Source organism: Fluviispira vulneris (genome assembly GCF_014281055.1).
GTDB classification, from domain to species: Bacteria; Bdellovibrionota_B; Oligoflexia; order Silvanigrellales; family Silvanigrellaceae; genus Silvanigrella; species Silvanigrella vulneris.
In genome coordinates, this window is the sequence record NZ_JACRSE010000001.1 from 652355 (window position 1) to 677797 (window position 25443).

Below are 25443 nucleotides of genomic sequence, written 5' to 3' on the forward strand. Positions count from 1 at the left end.
AGTCGCATAGAGCAAGAAATGACATTACATTATATGTGAAAATTCATTAATAATTTCATAATAGGCTTTTGAATCCATTTCTTTTAATCCATCTCTAACCATAAGAATTTTTTCTGAGTTATTGTAGTAAGCGACGATATCATCCCAATCAACAGCACCTGGAACAGCGACTTCATTTTCAGCATGTTTCGTTATTTCTTCTCCTCCACTCATTTGATTTTTAGGATCTAATAACTCAGGTAATAAATAGCCTCCTTCTTGATACATTGCATATACAGTTCCATTTTTACTAAATTTATTTGCTTTAAAAATATTAGTTGATGTAGATATAAATCCTTTATATTGATAATAGCTACCTGTATGTGCTGCTAGATTTAGAGTACTTTGAAGCCACCAATTCAGTATATCAGTACTCGATAAAATATAATAAGGAGAAGTTGGGTATAAAGTCAATACTCTAAAATTATCAATTGTTGGATCAAAATCTTTTCCATTATTTTTTTTGTATTTTATTAATAAATCATTTATCTTCTCAATATCTTTTTTCCTTGTAAACGTCGGAAAAAATCCGCCAACATCTTTTATTCCACAACCAGCGCCAGGATGACCAGGGTAACTTATTTTATTTCCTGTTTTTGGATCAGTTAATTTAAATCCGTATTTCCAATCATTATCACAATTATAATAGTTTATTACTGGACTTCTAGTATCTCCTCGAAAAGTAAATCCTATGACTCTTTTTAATGATAATTGCTTATTTATAACCTCAATATACTTATTTGGAAAGGATTTAAAATAATCATCATAAGCAAACTTTTTAGAATGTCCAATTGCTAAAATAGTCTCTATTAATGTAGTTTTATGTGGATTAAGAATTGTCATTTTTTTAACAGGAGAAAAGCTTTTTTTTAATTTTCCCAATAACTCTTGAGCTTTGGTTTGCTTTACTCCTACCCCTCTTAAAGGAAATTTAAAGACGTATTGCTTTGAATTGACTTCATAAGTAATTATTAAATTTCCAAATACAAAATCTTCATTATCTGGAACAAACGACACAGCAAGAGTGCATTCGCTTTTGCTAGCTAAATTGACAGTGCAAGGAGGTTTAATTGATTTTGAACTTGAATATTTTATACCAGGATAGCCATTTAAAAATTTAAATTTTTTATTATCAAAAGTAGCATTAATATTTTCTGCTGTTCCAGAATGGTTATTTAATAAAATAAAATTTAATTTCATATTTTTATTTATGATTGTTCGCCCAAAGTTTCCATTGATATTATTGATTTCAAAACTTTCTGAGTAAACTGGAATGTTGTCATTAAAATTAACTTGATCGTCTTTTTTACAACCTTTAAAAATTATGCAAAGCAAAAAAATGAACACTATTTTTTTTCTCACTCTATATTTCCTAAATATAATAATTAAAAATTATTTTATCATACAAAAGATTTTATTTAATTATGTCATTTGGTTGACATAAATTGCTTATTTTATAAATAAGACATAGGTTAGAATAAGATGGATTTTTTTCATAAATGATTCAGGAAGTAGACTTCTGCTCTATGATCCAAAAATTGGCAGATATTTATGACAAAGGAATTATTAATTTGAAGAGAACGAGCGAATATAAAAAAATATTAAACAAATATGGTATCACTGCTAAGAATTAATTCACTTTCAAGTGAGCTTACCCATTTGATTTTCATTTGTGATGAAAAAATTATTATTTTCATCTTTTATTTATTATATAAATATTTTCCTCACTTGAAAGATTACAGAATAAAGGATACTAATTATATGTTAAAAGGAAAGGGAAAAGAATCTAACCCAGTTCAAGATGCATTTGAAAAACTTGACTACAATTTTATTGCTATACAGCTTGATCCAATGCATAAAGGAAAGCAATAGAGTGACTCTGCATTAATAAAATGTTCTTTAGAAATATTTCATTCTGAAACATTCAATTACGATGATTTTTTCAATGCACCTTCCAATAATGGCTATAAAGTCTAGCAACTTCATCTTAAAGTACCAAGAGTTATTGGCTATGTATATAGAACAGATACAAGAACTCCAAATGTTTCGTTCATAGATTGTTACCCTGAGCGGAAAAAGTGTATTATCTAATAAAGAAATTTATTTTAGAAAGAATATAAATAAAAGGATCCAATTGCTTATACTAAAATATACAATCTACATTCATCATATAAGAATTAAGAGAGAAAGAAGTTAAAAGCTAGGAAAAGTCGTATAGATCAAGAAATAAGATTACATTATATGTGAAAATGCATTAATAATTTCATCATATGCTTTTGAATCCATTTCTTTTAACCCATCTCTGACCATAAGAATTTTTTCTGATTTATTATAGTAAGCGACGATATCATCCCAATCAACTGCACCTGGAACAGCGATTTCATATTCATTATCTGTCGTAAATGCTGCTCCTCCGCTCAATTGATATTTAGGATCTGATAACTCAGGCAATAAATAGCCTCCTTCTTGATACAATGCATATACAGTTCCTTTTTTACTATATTTATCTGCAATAAATATATTAGTTGTTGTAGATATAAATCCTTTATATTGATAAAATCCAGCTGCATGTGCTGCTAGATTTAGAGTACTTTGAAGCCACCAGTTCAGTTCATCAGTCCTAGAAATTTTAGAAAAAAAAGTAAAAGGAGAAGTTGGGTATAAAGTCAATACTCTAAAATTATCAATTGTTGGATCAAAATCTTTTCCATTTTCTTCTTTGTATTTTATAAATAAATCATTTATCTTCTCAATATCTTTTTTCCTTGTAAACGTCGGAAAAAATCCGCCAACATCTTTTATTCCACAACCAGTGCCAGGATGTCCTGGGTAACTTATTTCATTTCCTGTTTTTGGATCAATTAAATTAAATCCGTCTTTCCAATCATTATCACAATCTTTATAGTCTATTACTGGACTTCGAGTATCTCCTCGAAAAGTAAATCCTATTACTCTTTTTAATGATAATTGCTTATTTATAACCTCAATATACTTATTTGGAAAGGATTTAAAATAATCATCATAAGCAAACTTTTGAGAATGTCCAATTGCTAAAATAGTCTCTATTAATGTATCTTTATGTGGATTAAGATTTGTCAGTTTTTCAACAGGCGAAAAGCTTTTTTTTAATTTTCCCAATAGCTCTTGAGCTTTGGTTTGCTTTACTCCTACCCCTTTTAAGGGAAATTTAAAGACATATTTCTTTGAATTGACCTCATAAGTAATAATTAAATTTCCAAATACAAAATCTTCATCATCTGGAACAAACGACACAGCAAGAGTGCATTCGCTTTTGCTAGATAAATTGAAAGTGCAAGGAGGTTTAATTGATTTTGAACTTGTATATTTTATACCAGGATAGCCATTTAAAAATTTAAATTTGTTATTATCAAAAGTAGCATTAATATTTTCCGCCGTTCCAGAATGGTTGTTTAATAAAATAAAATTTAATTTCATATTTTTATTTATGATTGTTCGCCCAAAGTTTCCATTGATATTATTGATTTCAAAACTTTCTGGGTAAACTTGAATGTTGTCATTAGAATTAACTTGATCGTCTTTTTTACAACCTTTAAAAATTATGCAAATTAAAAAAATAAATACTATTTTTTTTTCACTCTATATACCCTATATAATTAAAATTTATAATTGCTTACAAAAGATTTCTTTTATTAAGGTCATTTAGTCGACGTTAATACGGAATCACTGCTAAGAATTAATTCACTTTCAAGTGAGCTTGCCCCTTTGATTTTCATTTGCGATGAAAATAGATTCTTATATTTTTTAGGTTCACGTTCACGCATTATTTTATAACATGCCTCAATTACATGTTCGCTTTGAGGTTTGCAATAAAAATCTCCATCTCGCCCAAATGCTCCGCGGTTTTCTTTAGCAGTTAAAGTGCGTGGCATACAATCTAAATAATGAAATGCATTATTTTTTTCTATTGTCTGCTGCAACATATAGGCACTTGCTCCACCAGGTACATCTTCATCAAAAAAGAGCACTGCATTAGTTTTTTGGATCGATTTTGTTATGATTCCAGTGATATCGAAAGGTAGCAGAGTCTGCACATCGATCACTTCCACAGACACTCCAATTTTTTCTAATTCTTCAGCAGCTTCAAGTGCAATTTTACAGCAAGCACCATAAGTGACCACGGTTAAATCACGACCCTCCCGAAGAACTTCAGGAATACCTAAAGGAACAGTGAATGAAGAAATATTATCAGGCACTTTTTCTTTCAAACGATAAGCATTGAGCACTTCAATGACAATTGCTGGGTTATCTGATTGAAGAAGTGTATTGTAAAAACCAGCTGCTTGGGTCATATTTCGCGGCACACAGATATAAATTCCACGTAAAGCATTGAGAAGCACACCCATGGGCGAGCCTGTGTGCCATACACCTTCTAAGCGGTGTCCTTTCGTTCGGATGATAACAGGAGCTTTTTGCCCGCCAGCAGTCCGGTAATGCAAGGTTGCTAGATCATCTGAAGCCGTTTGTAGCGCATAAAGAAAATAATCGAGGTATTGTATGTCAACAAGCGGACGTAACCCCCGAATGGCTGAACCTATTCCTTGCCCTAAAATCGTCGATTCACGTATCCCAGTGTCAGTGATTCGTAAATCTCCATATTTAGCATTTAGTCCTTCGAAAACGAGGTTGACATCACCAAGTTTTCCAACATCTTCTCCAATAGCAAAAAATAAGTGATTCGATGCTAATTGATGATCGAAACAGCGCTGTAATATAACTCTCCCATCAACAGTTTCTGATTTTTCAGAATATATGGGTTTAGTTTCTTTTACTTTTAGAGGTGATTCAGCAGATTCACTGTAAAGTTTATTTTCATAAACATTGCTGAATTTAGCAGAATATTCTTCATAGAATTTTACAAGTTTCTCTTTTTCTTTCGAATCTTCATCTGCTAAAAGTAGAAGAGTTTTAAAAAGTATAGAATGAATATATCTTCTATTTAAAGAAATAGAGTTTTCTAAAGAATGAATTAATAAATTTATTTTTTCGGTTTTTTGAGATGTTTTTTTAATTTCCGATAAGAGATGGACAACGGAATTTCTTTCTTCTTTAATGGGATCTAAATATAAATTCCACGCTTTCTTTCTTGATTCTTCAACAAATTTTTTTTCTTCTTCTTCAATTTTGTCAAGCTTTTCTGATTTTGCAATTTTATTTTGAATAATCCATTCGCGGAATTTTTTTAAACAACAATATTCCTTTTCCCAATCAAGTCTTTCTTTAGATTTATATCTTTCATGACTTCCACTGCTAGAATGCCCTTGTGGTTGAGTTAATTCTGTGACATGGACAAGTGCTGGTTTATGTTCATTACGTGATTTTTCAGTTGCCTCTAAATATGTTTCACATAACTTTAAATAATTCCAACCTTCTACTTGATAAATAGTTATTCCTTGGTTGGCATTTTCTGAACAAAACCCAGCCAAAGCTTGAGAAATTGAGTTATTTACAGTTTGTAACTCACGTGGAACTGAGATACCAAAACCGTTGTCCCAAACAGAAACGACCATAGGAACCTGCAAAACACCTGCAGCATTCATCGTTTCAAAAAAGACTCCTTCTGAAGTAGAAGCATCTCCGATAGAACCAAAGACAACTTCATTGCCATTTTTTGAAAATGATTTCGAAAATTTTTCAAGCTTTTTATTGTTTCTATATATTTTAGATGCATAAGCAAGACCAAGCATTCGACTCATTTGACCAGCAGTGGGGGAAATATCAGAGATCGAATTTTTAGTTTCTAATTGATTTTTGTATTTTCCATTTTCGTCCAATAATCTGCTCGCAAAATGAGAATTCATTTGACGTCCACCAGAATTGGGCTCATTTATTAAATTATGATCGGCATAAAGCTGAGAGAAAAACTGCGTTACGTTAACATTGCCAATTGCCATTTCAAATGTTTGATCACGATAATAACCTGTTCTAAAATCTCCTTTTTGAAAAGATTTTGCGACCGCAATTTGTGGCAATTCGATTCCATCTCCAAAAATACCAAAACTCGCCTTGCCAGTCAGAACTTCTTTCCTTCCCAAAAGACTGGTCAGTCGACTTCGCATTGCGAGGCGATAATCATTTAAAATTTCTTCGTATGTGAATGAATATTTTCCATTGGGAGTCTTTATAATGCGGTTGGTTTCCATAGAAACACACTCCTCTAGCCTTATACGTACAACATCTTTTAAGCCAATCTCCCAAAAATATGGGATTTGCTTTTACCTACACATATATGAGACAATTTAAAAAATCTAGCCAGTAACTTATTTTTCTTCGTTGACCTGTTGCTTTTATATATAATAAGGAAAATATATGAAAAATACAGTAATTTTAATATTATTTTTTTTATTTACACCGCCTTCACATTCTCAGGTCAAAGATCACTCCCATTTGTGTGATTATTTTGAGTTAGATACATTTCTTTTTGACTACCAAACAATTTCTGCTGATAATAGCGACAACTCTGGAGAAAGTTACCAAATTTTCACTGGGCGACCAGCAGTTAATTTTTGTTTTGCAAGTCAAAATTTTATTTTTCGTCCTTCAATCTCAATTAATGTATATGAAAACTCAACAAATGGCTCCTTCTCTGTTGGCAAATTACTAAATAAAAGCAATGAATTTGGTATATTTCTTTCCTTAAATCGAAGAGAAGAATCTTCAGGAAATGGTTCTTCTGTTTATAAACTCATTTCTTCAAATTTTCTAATAGGGCCATACCTTAAAATATTTCACACACTATTAGAAGATAATGATCTTGAATTTACAACAAGAATATCTTATTTATATTATGATCAAAGAACAACAACAAATGGAGCCAACACTCTTATAACTGAACAAAAAGGAATCAGTCTTTATTTTGAAGAACTTTATGCAAAGAAATTAAGTTCACATTTATTTTTAATACCACATGTATCTATTTATTATGCCTATACTTATGATTCAGTAGGTGTTGCTTCTGGGAGAAATATTGTTGATTTTAAAATTTTTCCTTTATCGCTGCGATGGATTTTTTAAAGATTACTTGATAATTTACTTATATAATTCTGTTTTATTTCTTCAATCCTCCCATTCTTCTTCATGTCATTAATTATAACATTAATGTCTTTAATAAATTTATCTTTAAATGGGAACTTGCTTTGTTGAGTCTTCAAAAAACCAATATATCCAAACTCTTTGCTTAGATCCATTATTTTTATTATCTTTTCTTCAGGACTATTAGGATTATAGAATCCACCTCTTCGCAATTTTTCAAGTTCAATTTCTATAGCAATATCATCATTCACATAACAATCAATATGATGCGCAATTACTTTTCTTAAATTTTGATATGTTTCTTTTGTTTCACTTAAAAATATATATTCTTTTGCAACTGCATCCATGATAATTTTAGGCATAGCAAAGCCAGAGTTTTTTGACACAGTTAATCCTTTATAATCTTCTGGCCACTTTTTTTTCTTTAAAATGCTCTTTGTTGCTCTGCAAAATAATGCTAATTGTTCATTTAAAATTTTTTCAGAGTATTTCATCCAAGCTCTCTCTACCGGTCTATAATATGGTGGATATATAGCTAAAACATTTCCTTTTTCCACTTCAGCCAACCCTCTTTTCCAGGGAACAGCTTCAATTTTAACTTCAAAGTCTTTTAGTTTGCTAAAAGCCTCTTTCAAAATATTATAATAAATTCCAGCTGGATTTTCATTTTCAATATATGAATAGGGTTGATAACCATCATCTGCATAGATCAAAATTTTTTGCTTTGCCGATGTAATCTGATCTGTTGCTATTAAATATAGAACTAAGAAAATGGTATATAAAATTTTCTTATACATGAATCAAATACCTCATAGAATATAATCCCAATAGATTAAATAATATTTTAATTACAATATTTTCAGATTCAACAATTCCACATGTTTTATCGTATAATAATTTGACATTTTAATCTTAGCAAAATTCTATTAGAATAAAAGTTAAGAGGAAATTCTTATGACAACTGAAATCGTTTTAGGTATTCTCACTGGCCATGGCCCCAGAACCACAGCGCCGTTTTTAGATAGAATAGTTACTTTTTGTCAAAAATTATATGGTGCAAAGCTTGATGCCGATCTACCACATATGCTGATCTATTCTTTGCCAATTCCATTTTTCTCAAACAAAACAGGCGATAACGAAATTATCAAAGAACACTTATATCGAGGAATTGATAGATTAAAAAATGCTCAGATTCATATTCTTGCAGTACCAAGCAATTATATTCACCATTATTTTGACTATATAAAAGAGATAATAAATATTCCAATATTAAATATTGTAAATGAGACAATTGAATCACTGCCAAGAGATAATCATAAATTAGCTTTACTTGCAGCTAACTCAACAATTGATAATGGATCTTATCAAATAGAATTAGAGAAAAATAATATACATTTTTTTCATAATGATGAATTACAAGATAATGTTTCACAACTTATTATTTCATTAAAACAAACAGGTTTATCTTCTCATTCATTAAAACTTTGGAAAAAAATTTGTAATTATTGCATAGAAAACAATTGCGATAGCATTATTAATACCAATAGCGAGATCTCTCACTGTCTAAAATATGAAGGAAGTGAGCTCTTTGCTCATATTACAGATTCTTATGATGTCCTTGCTTCTGCTTGCGTAAAAAAGTACCTATTATTAAATCAGCAAAACATTTTAAAATTTGGATAAAATATTTAATTGCATTTTGTACTTTTTAACAGTGCTAACAAATATTTTCTCCATTCATTTTTCATTTTTTTTCGTGTAAAATAACCTTTCTTTTTCAGTAACTTAAAAAAAAGCTTGATTTCTTAAAAAATAGCGCCTAACCATTTATTTTAATTAAAATTTATTCAGATAATTGCTCTAACCAAGACCACTAACATATAATAATAATTGATATAAAAAATTTGACGATTCTCGATCTATAGGATAAGGTACTTTCAATGTCTAAAAATAATTTTTTTTAAGGTATCAAAATGAAAAATTCTACAAGTGATTTATTACAAAGTGAATTAATCGGTATTTTGAAAATGCTCAATCGTTCTGATTTAAGAATAGTTAATCTTCCACTCTATTATAAAATATTAGAGAAATTTGTAAATTTACTTGATGTTGCAACGACAGCACAAGAAGCTGAAGATATTAGGAAAAGTAAGCTTGAAAATATGTTTGAAAATAAAACAGAGCAAGAGCAGACTGACTCAAACGAAGGAGAATTACAAAATATAAAACCAACAGGCCTTTATCATTGAGAATATATTTTCGACAAGCGAGTCATATCTAGAGAAAGTCAACTTCCAACAATATATTCGATCTTTTATTTTTGTTTTGAATCGAGATATTCCCGTCTTCTAGCGAGAGCAACGGTTCTTGGAGGTAAATCGAGTTCTTCTTTTCTTTTCGAAGCTAATTGTCCACAAGCAGCACTGACATCTTGTCCACGACTGTAACGAACAGGTGCTGGAATGGATCTATCAGATAAATATTTTTGAAAATCGCGCATACGGTCATAATCAGTTGCAACCATGTTATCTGCTCCGGGATGTGGATTCATAGGTATAAGATTTACTTTTGCTTTCATCCCATGCAGAAATTTAACCAATTTTTTTGCATGTGTCATTGAGTCATTGACTCCTTTGATCATAACATATTCAAAAGTAATTCCGTGACGTGTCTGCACCGGATATTCAAGCAAGACTTTCTTCATTTCAGCCAATGAATATTTTTTATTAACAGGCATCATAGATGATCTCTGTTCTTCATCAGGTGAATGCAAAGAAATAGCAAGTGCCACAGGCACATCTTGACCCAAACGAGTAATTTCAGGCAAAAGTCCTGAAGTTGAAACTGTGACCTTATGTTTTGAAAGACCAAATATTTTTGGATCGACCATTAATTTACAAGCAGCAACCACATTGTCATAATTATCGAGCGGTTCACCCATCCCCATAAAAACGATATTAGTTACTTTTCTTTCTAAGATATTGCGTTCTATAAGTCTCTTATTGGCAATGACAATTTGAATTAATATTTCACCCATCGATAAATTACGACTTAAACCCATTTTACCCGTTTGGCAAAAAGTACAGGCCATGCGACAGCCCACTTGACTGCTTATACATAATGTTACTCTATTGTCAGATGGCATAAGTACACATTCAGAAAACCGACCATCGTATAATTTAAGTAATATTTTTTCACTGCCATCTTCAGATGCTAAAATTGTATCTATTTCAGGAATAGACCAATCAAATTCTTGAGCCAATAAATCACGTAATAATTTAGGAATATTTGAAAAATCTTGGGGAGAAAAACAATGACGCAAGAACAACCAATCGATCAATTGTCGTGCTCTAAAGCCCTTGTCACCTTTAGAAATAAACCATTCAGCCCAATCTTTTTCGCTCATCAAAAGAGCAATTTTCTTATTCATAATACCCTTAAACTAAAAACTCACTCACATCTTGAACAAATTTATCGGCTTCTTCTATGAGAATAAGATGCCCAATTCCCTCATAGACTTTCAAAACAGAATTCTCAATATTCGACTTTAAATAAAGAGAATTTTCTAATGGAATAATATGATCTTCATCTCCAGAAATAATAAAAGTTTTTGCTTTTATCTTTGTAAGAAAAGATGTCCCATCAAAAATAGCTGATGTATAAAATTGAATTTCTGCAGATTTATCACTGCTAGCTTCATTTTCTGCTCGAGCTTTTAAAATAGATTTGCACATCATATCAAAAAGCAATGGTGATCCTTGCAAAAATCTTTTGCCAAAGTAACGAGCCATCTGTTCTTTTGTAGACTCTAAAGTTACATAAGGATTCTTATACTTAAGCTCTTTCGGATCTGTTACCTGAACTGGCCATTTACGACCGCTTCCCCCAGCAGTGGTGCTTACAAGAAAAAGCTTATCCACATTTCCATTGTAAGCAGCTAAGGTTTGGACAATCATTCCACCCATACTGATACCAAGAAGAGAAAAGGCAGTGAGATTGAGTTTTTTGCAATAAATAGCAGCTAACGCGCTGACATCTCGTGCCATTCTCTCAACTGTAAGTTTGTCGTCACCAGTATCTAGTGTTTCACCCGAAAAACGGTTGTCGAGCGAAAGGGTCGCCGTGTTTGGAGATATCTTTTCAATTTTTTTACGAAAAGCTCTAAAATCTTGGCGCGTGCGCTGATAGCCATTCACCAAAATAAGCAGCCGATGGCAGGCTTCTTGCGCAGGTATAAAGTCAAACGCAATTCGAGCTCCCTCAAATTCTAAAAACTGAAGACCTGCTTCGTCTTTCAGACAAACATCGAATAGGGAAAGAGGCAAGGAAGAAAATTCAAGATAGTCGATGTCCACTCTCTGCCCTCAAATAAAAAGATTGCTGATAGAATCTGAGTTGTGAATACGACGAATTGCCTTACCTAAAAGCTCAGATACACTTAACACTTCAATTTTAGGGCACTTTTTAGCCTCAGCACTTAAAGGAATGGTATCGGTGATATAAAGTTTCTCTATACAGCTATCATTTAAACGGGAAATGGCAGGGCCAGAAAGAACTCCATGGGTTATGGCTGCATAAATTTTAATAGCTCCTCTTTCTCTTAGAACGGCAGCCGCTGAAGTCAATGATCCAGCTGTGTCACAGATATCATCGACGAGGATAGCGGTTTTATCCTTAACATCTCCAATTAAATTCATTACTTGTGAAACTCCCGGGCGATCACGTCGCTTATCGACTATGGCCAGTCCGCAACCCAAAACTTTAGCGAGTGCTCTTGCACGCTCAACACCACCTGCATCGGGTGAAACTGTGATGACATTTTGTAAATTCATTTTACTAAAGTGTTCAACAAAGACGGGTTTACTGAAGAGATGATCGACCGGAAGGTTAAAGAAGCCTTGAATAGCTCCCGTGTGGAGCTCTATGGTAAGAATGCGGTTTACACCAGCACTGACGAGAAGATCGGCAATCAATTTTGCCGTAATCGGCGTTCTTGGAGCACTTTTGCGTTCTTGGCGACTGTACCCATAATATGGGATAACCGCAGTGATACGCTGAGCACTGGCTCGTCTCAGGGCATCGATCATGATGAGAAGTTCCATGACATTTTCGTTCGTCGGTGCACAAGTAGGCTGAATAATAAAGACATCCCGCCCTCTCACATTGCTTTCAATTTCAATACGAGTTTCTCCATCAGAAAACCGACCAATGAGAGCAGTTCCAATTGGAACATCTAGATATTGACATATTTTATGAGCCAATTCATGATTTGCATTGCCTGAAAATATAAGGAGTTCACTTTCCATATGATTAACCCGCTAAAATAGAGTAAAATAATGACACATAGACCTTTACTCTGTAACGGCAAAATCATCTAAATGCAACCGATTATAAAAAAAGCGGAGCACAGTTTTCTTGCAAACCGCAACCAAGATTCCATCCTGAGAATCTGAACCCATCCTTAGGCAAATCAACTGATTTCAAAGCTGATGTCCAAAGTGCCTTGCTAAACAATGGCACAAATTAGGTTTCCTTTTCACCTTCCTCCTGAAGGTCGTTTGCTTGACGACTGTGAGCCGCTACACATACTTTCGACGGTTTAGCAAATTTTTAAACAATTAAAACTTTCTGGATCGTCAATTATTTGATAGGAAATTTTCTCTTAAGATAATTCATATAATTTGCGATATTTAAGTCTTTCTTTGTTACCTTTTTTAAGATCTCAGGACCTGTAAATTTTTTTCCATGACAATAAATATTTTCTATCAACCACTTTTGCAGTTCGGCAAAATTTCCATTTTTAATGTCATTTTTAAGATTTGGCAGAGCTGCGGATGCAACATCAAAAAATTGTGCGCTCATTAAGTTACCTAAAGTATATCCTTGGAAACAACCACCAACCAATCCCGCAAACCAATGCACATCTTGCAAGCAACCATGTGAATCATTAGGGACTTTAACTCCCAAATCACTTAAATAACGAGCGTTCCATGCTTCAGGTAAATCTTTAACCTTAAGTTTCCCTTCTAAGAGTTGTTTTTCAAGGTCAAAACGAATCATCACATGTAAATTGTAGGTTACTTCATCGGCTTCTGTACGTATTAAAGAAGGTGTTACATTATTAATGCTAGCATAAAAAGTATGCAACGAAACATTTTTTAATTGTTCTGGAAAAAGCATTTGAAAATCTTTATAAAAATATTCCCAAAACTCCTTACTTCTCCCAACTATATTTTCCCATAGACGCGATTGACTTTCATGGACTCCTGCAGAGGTTCCTCCAAAAAGAATATTACCATCCAATTCTTTTGCATTACCCAATTCATAAAATGCATGTCCCAATTCATGAATTGCACCAAAAAGACTATCGTTAAAATTATTTTCATCATACCGATTGGTAATACGAATATCTCCACGTGAAAAAGAGATCATAAAAGGATGATGAGTAAGATCAAGGCGCCCACGTGAAAAATCATAACCTATCTCAGTTAAGATTTTCTCTACAAACAACTGCTGAATTTTTTTTGGATACATTTTATTTAAAAATTCAAACTCCACTTTTTTTTCAGATATTATATCTTTAGCAAATGGTACAAGTTCTGATCTTAATTCAGAAAAAATATTTGTGATACTTTCTGTAGTAAAACCATAATCATGCTCTGCAATTAAGGGGTCTAAAACGTGTTTATGCGGAAAAAACTGAGAATACTTATGAGAATGATCAACAGATTTTTCTAAAAATGGCTCTATTAATTTAAAATTACTTTCATCTTTTGCTCTTATCCAAGCCTCATAGCATATAGAAAAATGCTGAACAATTTCCGAAATAAAGTCGGCAGGAACTTTTGTTGCTAAATCAAATTCTCTCCGTGCCAGACGAAGAAAAGAAGCTTCATCTGACTCATAGGGAAAATCTTTTTCAAAACCATCTAAATCATCTAATAATTTCTCAACTTGTGCGCTTGCAACTTTTTCATGGGCAACCTTACGTAAAGTCGCCATTTGTCGCCCTCTTGATTCTGCTCCTTGAGGAGGCATGTAAGTATTTTGATCCCAATACAAAACCGACGATGCTGCTCGCAAATCTGTTATTTCAGCAAATTGCTCTCTTAATATTTTAAATTTTTCATGTTGAGTCATGTTTAATCCCCTCCAAATACAATAAAAGAGAATATAACAAAAAATAAGCGATGAAAATTTTTTTTAAAATAATTCGTCCATTAATTTTATTTAATTTTTAACTTTAATTATTTTTAACATAAAACATTAATGCTTAACTTTATCATTGTTATAAAATTTATAAAAATATTTTAAATATTTAAAATATTTTTATAAATGATTGCATAATTAATAAAAGGCCGGTGAGTTATTATTCAGTTAATGAATATTTAAATTGGCAACTGAAAAATTTTGTTTCAAATTGCTTGAGGAGCCAGCACTAGCAAAACTAGGCACTTTATATCTTGAAGAATCGTACCAATTCTTACCACCGATATAGAAGTATCGAGATGTACTATATCTCAATGTATTTTTGCCAAAATCATGAATGAGTAATTCATCGTTTTTCAAAGCAAAGAACCATTTAAATTCATGCTCAACTTCACCTATTGTTGAGCAATATTTATTTTCAGCATAGTCCCAACTACTTCCTTCGTTTTCAATTAATAGTGAAGCATAACAAACTTGGGGACCGACCGTTTTTGAAAATCCGTAATTTGAAAATATGGCGTTATTATGTGCATTATAATAATTTATATAACCAGATTTTAAAAGATTTTCTTTTTTATCCAATTTTAAATATCCATTAAAAGTGGGATATATTTCATATTCATGTTCATCTTTTAGACTTAATGAAATACTGAACTGAGTATATTTTGGTGAGATATTTTTAGAAATTGTATCATAATTCAGTATTTTATAATTTGATTTATTCTCTGAGATATTAAGATAGCTTTCAGAATCATTTAAATTTAAATTATCTGCTAATTCTGTATTGAAAATATAATTATTATTTTTATCTTGGTTTAAATACCATCTCTGCTCATTTTTGCTTAAATCACAGATTTCCATTCGTGGTCTTGTATTCTTGGTATCAGTTGATAATGGTTTAGTTAAACAATAAATTTGTTGGTTTTTTCCATCAAAGACACCACTTATTAATTGTCCTGCTTCTGTGTATAACCATTTTACAGAATCATCACATTTAGCATTAAAGGATAAATAATAGTTTTTTGTATCTAAACAGTACTTATTTCCCTGCATGTCGCTGATAGCGATGTGAATGCTTTTTTCATCAAATATATTTTTGAAATTTGCAAGTGGTTCATTTAAGCATGAATTACTAGTTAATAGTTCCTTATCAGTAATTGATAAAATCGCATATCTGCGTTGCCGCTCAGCTGTGTTATTATGAGATGATTGTGGTTCAATGTAACAAACAGAAACAGGTTCACTCACATTTTGTTGTGGAACAATATTTGGAATAGTGCCAATTGGAAAATCATTTGGATATAGGTTTGCTGGTGTATTACTAAATGTTTCAAACGTTTCTCTATTAATATTTCCAGAGCCATCTAAATATCTATATCTATAAGATCGGCTTGAATAATCATAATAGTATGAATCTACATACGCAATTTGATTTGTCGAAATTCTACCCAAAGCCAAATATTGATCTTCTTGTGTGTATAAATCATTTAATCGCTCCAAATGCTCAAAATCATTCACTCGAGCTGGATCATTTCTTAAGTTTTCTAATTCTCTTCGGTAAGTATCTGTGACACTGACAAAGCTTTCATTGGGTCTAATAGCATATAAGTAAATTGTCATTATTGTTGGGCTGTTCATAAAGTAACGACTATATGCGGCAACATAATAAAAAGCATCTCTTAATGCATAGGCCGGGTTTGAATAAGTTGCAGTGAATGCAGGATGCGCAGGGTTTCTTGAAGCAAAATTAATTGCATTAAAGTAATTGTAGTAGTCTACTATAGGGTATTGAACAGTTGGTGTTGTACGCAAATATTCTCTATCAATTTCAAACTGACTAATTAAACGCTCGCTATTGCTGCTTGCTGCTGGGAAATTATATTCTAAGTAAGAATATTGTAATGGGGGTACTATATTTGTTAAATACAAATAATGATGGTTCACATAGTTTGATAAATCAATATTTTGACTATTTGGTGGGTAAGGGAATCCACCATTAATAGCAATTTGACTTGGTGGTGTTATAGAAGCTCTATAAACTAAATTTGGTATGTGTCTTTGTGGAGGTGGAATTTGCGCTTCTTCGTCTACTTCAGGATCTAAAGCATGTTTAAATTTTATGTCTTCACTAGCATCCCCTATTCTAGCATATAACGGTTGTGCGCTTGAAAAAATAAAAATGTAGAAACAGACAAGAGTTTTTTTCATAACAATACTCCCTAAAATAATATATGTCTAAAAATATTTATTGGAAAATTTTAAGTAACAAAAAATCTTAGATTGGAATTCCAAAAATTATAAATTAAGGATACAAAATTACTTAAAATCGATAATATATATATCATCGAACTAAAAAAGAATCTCTAATAGAAAATAATGACTGATTATATTTTCATAGCCTTAATTTACTTTGCAATTCTCAACCTGGAAGATATATATTTTTTTATATTTAGAAAAATACAGAAAATAAATTTACAATATTTTTTCCAACAAAAAAATATTAAAATTATTTTTTTAAATTGTCAAATTATAAAATACTGGTTATTTTAGATATATTTTCTATATAATTAAATACCAATAGAGCTTATTTCTATTCAAAATATTTTACCAATATTTTTTTATTTTGATGAAATAATTGGTGATTTTAAAAGAATTACCTATATTTTAAATGAATTTTAATTTGGATGACTGTCTGATATCTATAGTAAAAACAATTTAGTAGCTCAAACATCCACGAACAACAATATCAATTAAAAGGAATGAAAAGTTAAACATCTAATGCAAAAGCAAAAGGTTTTGCTCTTGCTTTGACTTTTTTAGAATACTTGAAAATTAATTTAAAAACTCGGTAGCCTCAAAATTGTCTTCAACTAGAGTCCAATTATTATTCTTCTTAATCCATTTTTCCAAAGTTATTATACCTTTAAATTTATTCATAGACCAAGGTGAGCTTAATAATGCTGTATTTTCATCTACCACAATAACTTTTCTATCAAGATATTTCATATTATTAGCGCCAGTATTTAAAACAGTTTGCCAATATTTCTGAATATTACCTTTACCCTCAGCATTTCCAAAGGAAACTGGAATCGACTGAAGTATTGCATCTTCAGAGTAAACACTGATAGTATTTTTTGCAATTTTATTTTCTGCATCAAGATTGAAACCTCTTTCCCAGTTATCTGTAGCAGCAATAATATCTTTTGTGACTTTGAGCTCAGTATTCTTCGCAACAGGATTATTTTCTATAATATTTATAGTTTTAATAATATCTGCTACTTTTTGAGGCTGGGACAAATTAGGAAAATGTCCTGAAGTAATTGAAAATACTTGTTTCACTTGGGTGTTAGAATACATATATTTTTGCTCACTTTGAGGAAGAGCATTATCTCTTAATGTCTGAATATAATATTTTGGTATTTTACCAGATTTTTCTTCACTCATTACGACTCTATGTAGAAAAGGTAGCATTGGACTAGAAATATTAAATTTTTCAATGAGTTTTAAATTTTCGTTAGAAAAATCTTGAGCAAATGTCTCTTGTAAATTATCACTATTTACTGTGATAGTTCCATTGGCATCATTTATTATTAAATTTCTCTTTAAAAGAGAATCTGAATTTATAATAATATCATAATAGGATGTATCTTTTGGTAGTAAACCTCCTGCCAAATATATTAATGTCTTTATTTTTTCTGGTCTTTTTTCGGCAGCTTCACTAATTATTGTTCCAGAAAATCCTTGACCTAATAAAATAGCCTTTCCATTCTGCTTGTCCAATTCATTTACAATTGTATTGACATAATCATCAAAGGTTATGCTTTTAACTGAAGAAATATGACTATCATTTTTGAGATTAGGCAATGCAGGTATAATAACGCTATAACCATTACTGCGTAATTCTTTAGCAACAAGCTCCATAGACCAAGGTCCTAAGAATTCAGAGTGGATTAAAATAATTGGAGATTTTTTTTCCGCAGCAAAAACACATGAAGTCGTACTAAAAAATATTACTGTTGATTTGAAAATAATTTTAAAAAATCCTCTCATCTATTAACCCTTTAATTTAATAAATTTATTTAACAAATTAATATATTGAATTTAAAATATTGAAAAATACTTTACGTCAACGTAGAAATTATATATAGTTCGCAAATGAACCGAACATTCGGTGCAATTTTTTTCTGACATGGAAATTATAATTGGTCAAGTTTTTTGAACCAAATATTTGGTGCACTTGTAGTAAGGATGGTAAGACGTTGAAAAATCAGATAATACAGAAACTTATAAATGAATTCCGAAAGTTTGGCTATGAAGGCTTAAGCTTGAGGCAAATTTCAGAAGCAACTGGTTTAGGTAAAGCCAGTCTTTACCACTATTTTCCAAGTGGTAAAAAAGAAATGGCATTAGAAGTTATGAAAGCAGCAAGTGAATGGATAAAAAATGATTTAGACTCTCTGATGGATTCAGATCTTCTTCCTGAGAAAAAATTAGAAAAACTGGTAAATATTTTATCAGAATTTTATCAAAATGGAAAAAATGCTTGTTTACTTGATGTCATGACGATTGATAACTGTTCAAATAATAATTTTTTCATAGAGTCAAAAAATATTCTCCTAAATTTAACCAATATTTTTTATAAAATGTCAAAAGAATTTGGACATAGTGAAGAAAATGCTGCAAGAAAGGCACAAACAGCATTAAGTTTATTACAAGGCGCATTAATTCAGTCAAGAATTCTAGAAGATAATAATATTTTTGCACAGCAATTCTTAGTAATTCAAAGTATTTTACAAAATAAATAGGATTGGGTTTTCGAACATTTTGATGATCAGTTTTACGATTATAAGCATCGTGCACTTCATTCAAAACTTGCAATTATGAGTCCTGTACAGAATCAAAATTCAAATATAATATGTGCCCAATGAATTGGGGACCGTTGTAATAAATATACCTTATTTTTTATCTAATTTCTTAGATTATTAAATTCAGATATTTCTTTCAATATATTTTGATCAAGAATATTAAAATCAGAAATACTACCTTCAACTGCCCCCAAACGTTTGAGTTCTGCAAACACGCGACTCACTGTTTCGGGTGTCATGTCTGCCAAATCGGCAAAATCACTGCGACTCAGCAGGGCTTTTTTATAGAGCGATTTATTTTTCAAATAGGGCGAGAAATCTAGAAAACAAGAAGCTAACCTTTGTTTTGCAGATTTGTAACGTACACCTTCAATTCTATTGTATAAGCGAGAAGAAACGCTGCTTAAACGTTTTAAGAAATCAAAATATAAGGAGGGATTTTTCTCCGCAATGCCAAAAATGGCAACGTTCGGTACTGCAAAGTAATCACAATGAGTTATTGCAGTACATGTTCTTTCAAAATAAGGCGATTTTGAAAATATTTCGAGCACTCCAAAACTATCACCTTCTTTTGCGAGAGAACTGATAATTGTTTTATCTTTTTCAAATTCACGGGTAAATTTTACACAACCAGAAACAATCAAATATATTGAATAAGATTTTTCTCCCGCAATAAAAATATTTTGCTCTTTCTTTACAGAGAGCTCAGAAGAACTTTGGTATAATAATTCAATTTCTTCTTCGTTGAGTGTTGGAAAAAAAGAGGCAAACTTTTTAAATGAATGTCCTTTTGGATTTTTTTTCACATGCAAATCCTTACTGCTAAAAAATTATTCTTTAAAAATCAAACCACTCTTCCCAAGTTTTGCCCCCATGCTTATCAGTCAATGTTGGTACAACTTTCTCACTAGCAAACTGAGGGAATATTGACTTCAGTGATTCATCTAATGCAAAAACGAATCCACATCCACCAAAAGAAAAATCAAGACGACTGCGAAGGATCTCTTCCGCACTCAATTTTGTCAGATTGATAACTTGAGCTATTTTCCCTGAAAAAACTGCTTCATTTGGGTCGAGACCTAGGTTTTTTACGATCGACTCGGTATAGAGAAGATGAGTCGAATGAATAAAATCTTTAGGTAAACCTTCTAATCGAAAGCGTTCCATAAAATTCTGCTCAAGCACTTGCTGAAATTCTTTAAGCCAATCATGAGTTTGTTCTTCCGATCGACCACTCATAAAGAGGCAGATGGGAGTTAAACATCCTCTTCCTAACCAAAGGCTACAAAGTTTTGCAACTTCTTCCGTAGAGTATTGCAGTCCAACTTTCAAACTGTTTTTTACATCGCCCTGAGGAATTAGATAAGTTTTAGAATTTTTTAATTTTTTTGTAAATGTTTCTATGGTAATATTTGTGCCGAAAACAATAGCAGCATCAAAATAAGAGAGGTCATTCGATAAATTTCTTGATTTTTCAACGACAATTTGGGTTGGATATAAATAAGCTGCCAATTTATTCGCTAAATCTTCAATTTTTGCCCTCACTCGATTCGCAGCGAGATCATCGTTGCGCAATGATGGCAATTTAATATGCACTGAATTTGCTCCTAACAGTTGAGCAATACGCGCTGGATAGACCCACGTGATCGGTATATTTGCCGAAGATATAATTAATATATTTTTACCTTTTAATTTCTCATGATTTTTTATTTCAGATTCATTCCAAGAAAATAGAGTCGTGGATAAATCGGCCCAACAAAAAGAAGTCCAAGCTTTTGAATCTAAAGTTTCAATAAAACTAAATACATCTGAAGGTGAATAAAAATTTTCTAAAGCTGTTGTCTTTATTGGTTGTGCCTGAGGAGCTTCTGTATCAAAGTCAAATTCAGAAAAGAAAAATGATTCTCTCACATTTAAACTACAACCTTTTAAAGTCGCATCAGGAGATCTTCCATTTAATTTAAAAACTCCTTCTTCTTGATCGATAACGGAACCTATATCCTCTGTTATTATAGAAGGCCATGACTCCATATTCAGTGAATCAATGAAACCTAAAAAACCAACTTCATTTACTTTTAAAATTTTTCTTTCTTTTAAATTAATTGCTATTGGCACTAGAGTCTTATTGCATATAAATGTTCCATCATGCGGAGATTTATATGACCAAGCTTGAGAAGCTAATTCACACATACCATATTCAGATAAAAATAAAAAATCATTCACTGATCCATAAGTTTTTTTAAAAATAACTTTTACTTCTTCAAGAGAAAAATGTTGTGTTCTTCCTTTGGTACCTCCTGTATCTATAAGTACCAATTTATTTCCTTTAAATAATTTATCTATTTTATTTTTCTGCACATATTCTGTCACAAGCAGATGATGAAATGTTGTACCAAAAATAACCACCTGATTGTATGCAGAGCTATTCGATAATAACTTAATTAGATTCGTACAATCTTTTTCTACATCACAATATATTATGTTAACTCCATAGCTTTTATACATAGAAATCATTGCTGCTAATGAACTTTTATTCCAAATTTCCTTTGGAGGAATAAGACTGATGATTGGTATATTTTTATCAAGATTTTGCTTTTTTAAAAAGCGCTTAAATCCTTCAAGAGAATGTTTAGCATACAAATCTAATCTCTGAGGAGTAAAAGTATGTTTGGCTTGAATTATATTTGTGCTACCACTTGAGTAAAAAATGGTATTTTCATCTAGTTCAGTGCCAACATGCAAATTAAAATCGCGAAAGCAGCGAATTGGTAAAAAAGGTAAATTATTTTTAATATTTGGATTCGAAAAATAAATATCAATAAAAAAACTTTGCAATTTTGGATTGACGGTTATGAGGGCTTGTTTTTGTTTGACCATAAGTTTCAAAATATCGGCATTAAGAAATTCACTCATTTTAGACCTACTCATTAAAGATTAATTATTAATATCTCATTCTGTTCAAGGAAGAAAGAGTAACCTTTCTCTATTTATTTGACTTGAATACTTGCCTATATATGCAATTTGCATTAATTATATGCTTGTTTGATTTTTTTTTCAAAGGATTATAAATGCAAAAAGATTCCTCAGACATCCTCTCAGCTCCTGTTACGATAAAGTCTCCTAAACGTTCTTTGCTTGGTTTTTTCTTTTTGTGCATTGGTTTTATTTTATTGGATCAATCTACCAAACTTTGGTCTGAAAAACATTTTTTGGTAAGCTCATCTGCTACTGATATCCGCACTTATTCACCAAGCTCACAGCATATTTTTACACTGGGCTCTCCTATAAATTGGCTCGATTTTAACACAACTTATGTAAGAAATACAGGCGCAGCATGGGGGTTTCTAGGAAATTTACCAGAAAATATTCGACCATACTTCTTTTTTATCTTAACAATAGTTGCTATGATTGTTATCTTGATTTTCTTTTTTAAAACAAAAGCCGATCTGACATTCACACGCCTAGGTATTGCATTTATTTTTGCCGGGGCTGCAGGAAATTTCATAGACCGTATGTGGTTACATTATGTAATAGACTGGATTCATGTAGAATGGAGTTTATTGAGTTGGCAATACGATTATCCTGTTTTTAATATTGCTGATTGCTGTGTAACGATTGGGGTGATTATTCTTCTCATCGATACTGTGCGTGAAGAATTACAAGCAAGAAAATTAAGAAAACTCAAAAAAGATTGACACCAAGCTCTTTCCGTAAATGTTAAAAGAATCAAACAATGCGGAGTGATATTATATGGCTCAACAATTTCTGAAAAACTCGACCCATCGTGTAAATGAAATCTTTCAGGCAGGCATAACAGAAGCTCTCAATGCACAAGTAAAAATGCTAATTCCTGAATTCCTTTTATTTGCTCTGATGGAGCAAAAGGATTCCATTGCATTAAAAATTGCGGTTGAATGCAAACTAGATGAAGTTTTAGTTAAAACATCAATAATAAACGGAATATACGACAGTATTAACCAACTCCAGAAGAAACAAGAAACGCATTTTCCACACATGCGCGATGCAACAGGTATGTATGGTTCACCTGAAGTTGCATATCTCCTTGAACGAGCAGATCTCGAGAGAAAAAATTTTGGTGATGCTTATATCAGCACAGGTACTTTATTTCTGGCATTTTTTGATACGCGCTTAAACTCTAGAGATATCTTATTAAAATCAGGTCTTATTTATGAAGATACCCGAAAGGCACTGCTTGACCTGCGCGGCAATCACCGCGTTACGAATCGGGATGACGAAGCTAAACAAAGTGCTTTAAGTCAATATACCCGTGATATCACAGCAATGGCTCGGCGTGGAGAACTCGATCCCGTAAGCTGCCGGGACAATGAAATCGAAAGAGTCGTTCAAGTGCTTTCTCGCCGCAAGAAAAACAACCCCGTTCTTATCGGTGAGCCTGGGGTTGGAAAAACAGTCATTATTGAAGGATTGGCACAAAGAATCGTCGACCTCGAAGTTCCCGATCATCTTGTTGGCAAAAGAATTCTCAGTTTAGAAATGGCTGATCTTGTTGCTGGCAGTAAAATGCATGGAGAGTTTGAAGAAAGATTAAAAGCAATAAAAGAAGAAATCATTGCGCTCGAAGGACAAGTCATCTTATTTATCGATGAAATTCACACAGTGGTCGGAGCAGGAAGGACGATGGGTTCCCTTGATGCCTCGAATATATTAAAAGGCTCCTTGGCAACAGGGCAATTACAATGTGTTGGCGCAACAACTTTTAAAGAATATAAGCAATATATCGAAAGTGACAGAGCACTTGAACGTCGATTTCAACCCATCAAAGTTGAAGAACCTTCATTAGAAAGTGCAAAAGAAATATTAAAATCTATTGCAAAAAAATATGAAAAACATCATCAAATACATTTTAGTCCCGATGCTCTCGACGCTGCAGTTGAATTAAGTAACAAATATATTTTCAGTCGAAGCTTACCTGATAAAGCAATCGATTTAATTGATGAAGCCGGAGCTCTCAAAAGAATTAAAGTCGTCAGTATCCCTGCTGACATTCAAAAACTTGAAAGAGAAAAAAGTAAAAAAGAATTGGAGCGTAGTGATTATTTTAATCGCCAAGATTTTGCTATGGTTGCCAATGCACAAATGGAACTTCTCACTTTAGAAAACAAAATAACTGAACGCAGAAGGCAGTGGGGTCTCGAAATGAAACACGAAGATCGCATGGTCACTGCTGAAGACATTGCAACTTTAGTTTCTAAGGTAACAGGAATACCTGTTCAAAGATTACAAGCAGAGGATCTTGAAAAATTAGCTCATATAGAAGATGAACTGGCAAAAAGACTGATCGGACAAAAACATGCCATACATTCCGTGGCCAATGCGTTGCGTAGAAATAGAATTGGTTTGCGCGAGCGCAAAGCACCGATCGGCAGTTTCTTTTTTTTAGGACCAACGGGTGTGGGAAAAACAGAGTTAGCTAAAGCCTTGGCTGAATATGTATTAAACGATGAGCACCGTTTGTTACGTTTTGACATGACGGAGTTTATGGAAAGACATGAAACCTCAAAATTGATCGGCTCTCCTCCCGGTTATGTTGGCTATGGTGAAGGTGGACAATTGACCGAGAAAATCAAACGTCAACCTTACAGCGTTTTATTATTTGATGAAGTGGAAAAAGCGCATCCCGATGTGTTCAATTTATTTTTACAAATTCTAGACGATGGACGCCTGACCGATGCCGAAGGCCAATATGTGAGTTTTGAAAATACACTTATTATTTTTACAAGTAATATTGGCAGCGAATATATCAGTGAAAATAAAAGAGGGGTGGGCCTCGGTGATTTTAATAAAGACCTAAGCAATTCTGAAGTTCGCGATCTAGTCATGGCTGAACTTAAAAAATCTTTTAAACCCGAATTTTTAAATCGACTGGACGAAGTGATTGTCTTTGAAAAATTAAACAAAGAAGATATTTTGCAAATTCTTGAACTCAATCTTAAGCATTTATCCGAAAAAGTAAAACACCAAGGACTTGATTTAATCATAAATGATGATGCAAAAGTATTCTTGGCAGAAAAAGGTTTTGATCCCATTTATGGCGCTCGACCTTTGCGTAGATTACTCGAAACAGAAATAGAAAATAAAATCGCACAAGAAATTATTAATAAAGGCAAAGATAAAGATTCCGGACTTGTGAATGGTAAAGAATTGAAAATTGAATTACAAAAAAAGCCTCAATCTCAATTAAATGTCAGTATAAAATAATAAATTAGCCAAAAGAAAT

The 25443-nt window shown here is 32.1% G+C and carries 18 protein-coding genes; 6 read left to right on the forward strand and 12 right to left on the reverse strand.

What is annotated here, in order from left to right; translation table 11 throughout:
• Window positions 1-24: 24 nt before the first annotated feature.
• The 3 genes from H7355_RS02560 to H7355_RS02570 form a co-directional block, all read right to left on the reverse strand.
• Window positions 25-1401 carry a hypothetical protein gene (locus tag H7355_RS02560; RefSeq protein ID WP_186644816.1) on the reverse strand — a complete coding sequence of 459 codons (1377 nt, stop codon included), beginning with the start codon at window positions 1399-1401 and terminating at the stop codon, window positions 25-27.
• 870 nt (window positions 1402-2271) lie between these two features.
• A complete protein-coding gene (locus H7355_RS02565) occupies window positions 2272-3495 on the reverse strand; it encodes a hypothetical protein (RefSeq protein ID WP_186644817.1) in 1224 nt (407 codons plus the stop codon).
• 221 nt (window positions 3496-3716) lie between these two features.
• Window positions 3717-6221, reverse strand: coding sequence for an alpha-ketoacid dehydrogenase subunit alpha/beta (locus H7355_RS02570; protein ID WP_186644819.1), 2505 nt, complete (start codon window positions 6219-6221; stop codon window positions 3717-3719).
• 166 nt (window positions 6222-6387) lie between these two features.
• Between H7355_RS02570 and H7355_RS02575 the strand changes: the two genes are divergently transcribed.
• A complete protein-coding gene (locus tag H7355_RS02575) occupies window positions 6388-7092 on the forward strand; it encodes a hypothetical protein (protein WP_186644821.1) in 705 nt (234 codons plus the stop codon).
• On the opposite strand, the gene H7355_RS02580 is transcribed toward H7355_RS02575, so the two are convergent.
• Window positions 7089-7907, reverse strand: a complete 819-nt coding sequence (locus tag H7355_RS02580) for a substrate-binding periplasmic protein (protein ID WP_186644823.1) — start codon at window positions 7905-7907, stop codon at window positions 7089-7091. The two genes, H7355_RS02575 and H7355_RS02580, sit on opposite strands and share 4 nt — an antisense overlap.
• Before the next feature lie 157 nt (window positions 7908-8064).
• Between H7355_RS02580 and H7355_RS02585 the strand changes: the two genes are divergently transcribed.
• Together H7355_RS02585 and H7355_RS02590 are read left to right on the forward strand one after the other, a co-directional pair.
• Window positions 8065-8793, forward strand: a complete 729-nt coding sequence (locus H7355_RS02585; protein ID WP_186644831.1) for an aspartate/glutamate racemase family protein — start codon at window positions 8065-8067, stop codon at window positions 8791-8793.
• Between the two features lie 290 nt (window positions 8794-9083).
• The gene (locus H7355_RS02590; RefSeq protein WP_186644833.1) at window positions 9084-9359 is read left to right on the forward strand and encodes a hypothetical protein; all 276 of its coding nucleotides are present in this window, start codon (window positions 9084-9086) and stop codon (window positions 9357-9359) included.
• Window positions 9360-9424: 65 nt separating this feature from the next.
• On the opposite strand, the gene rlmN is transcribed toward H7355_RS02590, so the two are convergent.
• From rlmN to H7355_RS02620, 6 genes are all read right to left on the reverse strand, one after another.
• Entirely contained in the window at window positions 9425-10540 is a 1116-nt protein-coding gene (gene rlmN, locus H7355_RS02595; RefSeq protein ID WP_186644843.1) for a 23S rRNA (adenine(2503)-C(2))-methyltransferase RlmN, read from the reverse strand.
• A gap of 7 nt (window positions 10541-10547) precedes the next feature.
• Window positions 10548-11465, reverse strand: a complete 918-nt coding sequence (locus tag H7355_RS02600) for an alpha/beta fold hydrolase (RefSeq protein WP_186644844.1) — start codon at window positions 11463-11465, stop codon at window positions 10548-10550.
• Between the two features lie 9 nt (window positions 11466-11474).
• Window positions 11475-12416, reverse strand: coding sequence for a ribose-phosphate pyrophosphokinase (locus tag H7355_RS02605; protein ID WP_186644845.1), 942 nt, complete (start codon window positions 12414-12416; stop codon window positions 11475-11477).
• 334 nt (window positions 12417-12750) lie between these two features.
• A complete protein-coding gene (locus H7355_RS02610) occupies window positions 12751-14250 on the reverse strand; it encodes a carboxypeptidase M32 (RefSeq protein WP_186644846.1) in 1500 nt (499 codons plus the stop codon).
• Between the two features lie 237 nt (window positions 14251-14487).
• Window positions 14488-16527, reverse strand: coding sequence for a hypothetical protein (locus H7355_RS02615; protein WP_186644847.1), 2040 nt, complete (start codon window positions 16525-16527; stop codon window positions 14488-14490).
• A gap of 624 nt (window positions 16528-17151) precedes the next feature.
• Window positions 17152-18369 carry an alpha/beta fold hydrolase gene (locus H7355_RS02620; RefSeq protein WP_186644849.1) on the reverse strand — a complete coding sequence of 406 codons (1218 nt, stop codon included), beginning with the start codon at window positions 18367-18369 and terminating at the stop codon, window positions 17152-17154.
• Window positions 18370-18578: 209 nt separating this feature from the next.
• Here H7355_RS02620 and H7355_RS02625 point away from each other — a divergent pair, with 209 nt between their 5' ends.
• Window positions 18579-19124 carry a TetR/AcrR family transcriptional regulator gene (locus H7355_RS02625; protein WP_186644851.1) on the forward strand — a complete coding sequence of 182 codons (546 nt, stop codon included), beginning with the start codon at window positions 18579-18581 and terminating at the stop codon, window positions 19122-19124.
• A gap of 161 nt (window positions 19125-19285) precedes the next feature.
• On the opposite strand, the gene H7355_RS02630 is transcribed toward H7355_RS02625, so the two are convergent.
• Together H7355_RS02630 and H7355_RS02635 are read right to left on the reverse strand one after the other, a co-directional pair.
• Complete coding sequence (locus H7355_RS02630; RefSeq protein ID WP_186644853.1) at window positions 19286-19990, reverse strand: Crp/Fnr family transcriptional regulator; 705 nt, start codon at window positions 19988-19990, stop codon at window positions 19286-19288.
• A gap of 31 nt (window positions 19991-20021) precedes the next feature.
• The gene (locus tag H7355_RS02635) at window positions 20022-22097 is read right to left on the reverse strand and encodes a hypothetical protein (protein WP_186644855.1); all 2076 of its coding nucleotides are present in this window, start codon (window positions 22095-22097) and stop codon (window positions 20022-20024) included.
• A 155-nt stretch (window positions 22098-22252) separates the two neighbouring features.
• Here H7355_RS02635 and lspA point away from each other — a divergent pair, with 155 nt between their 5' ends.
• Both lspA and H7355_RS02645 read left to right on the forward strand, forming a co-directional pair.
• Window positions 22253-22879, forward strand: coding sequence for a signal peptidase II (gene lspA / locus H7355_RS02640; RefSeq protein ID WP_186644857.1), 627 nt, complete (start codon window positions 22253-22255; stop codon window positions 22877-22879).
• 55 nt (window positions 22880-22934) lie between these two features.
• Window positions 22935-25424 carry an ATP-dependent Clp protease ATP-binding subunit gene (locus H7355_RS02645; RefSeq protein ID WP_186644859.1) on the forward strand — a complete coding sequence of 830 codons (2490 nt, stop codon included), beginning with the start codon at window positions 22935-22937 and terminating at the stop codon, window positions 25422-25424.
• Window positions 25425-25443 lie beyond the last annotated feature (19 nt).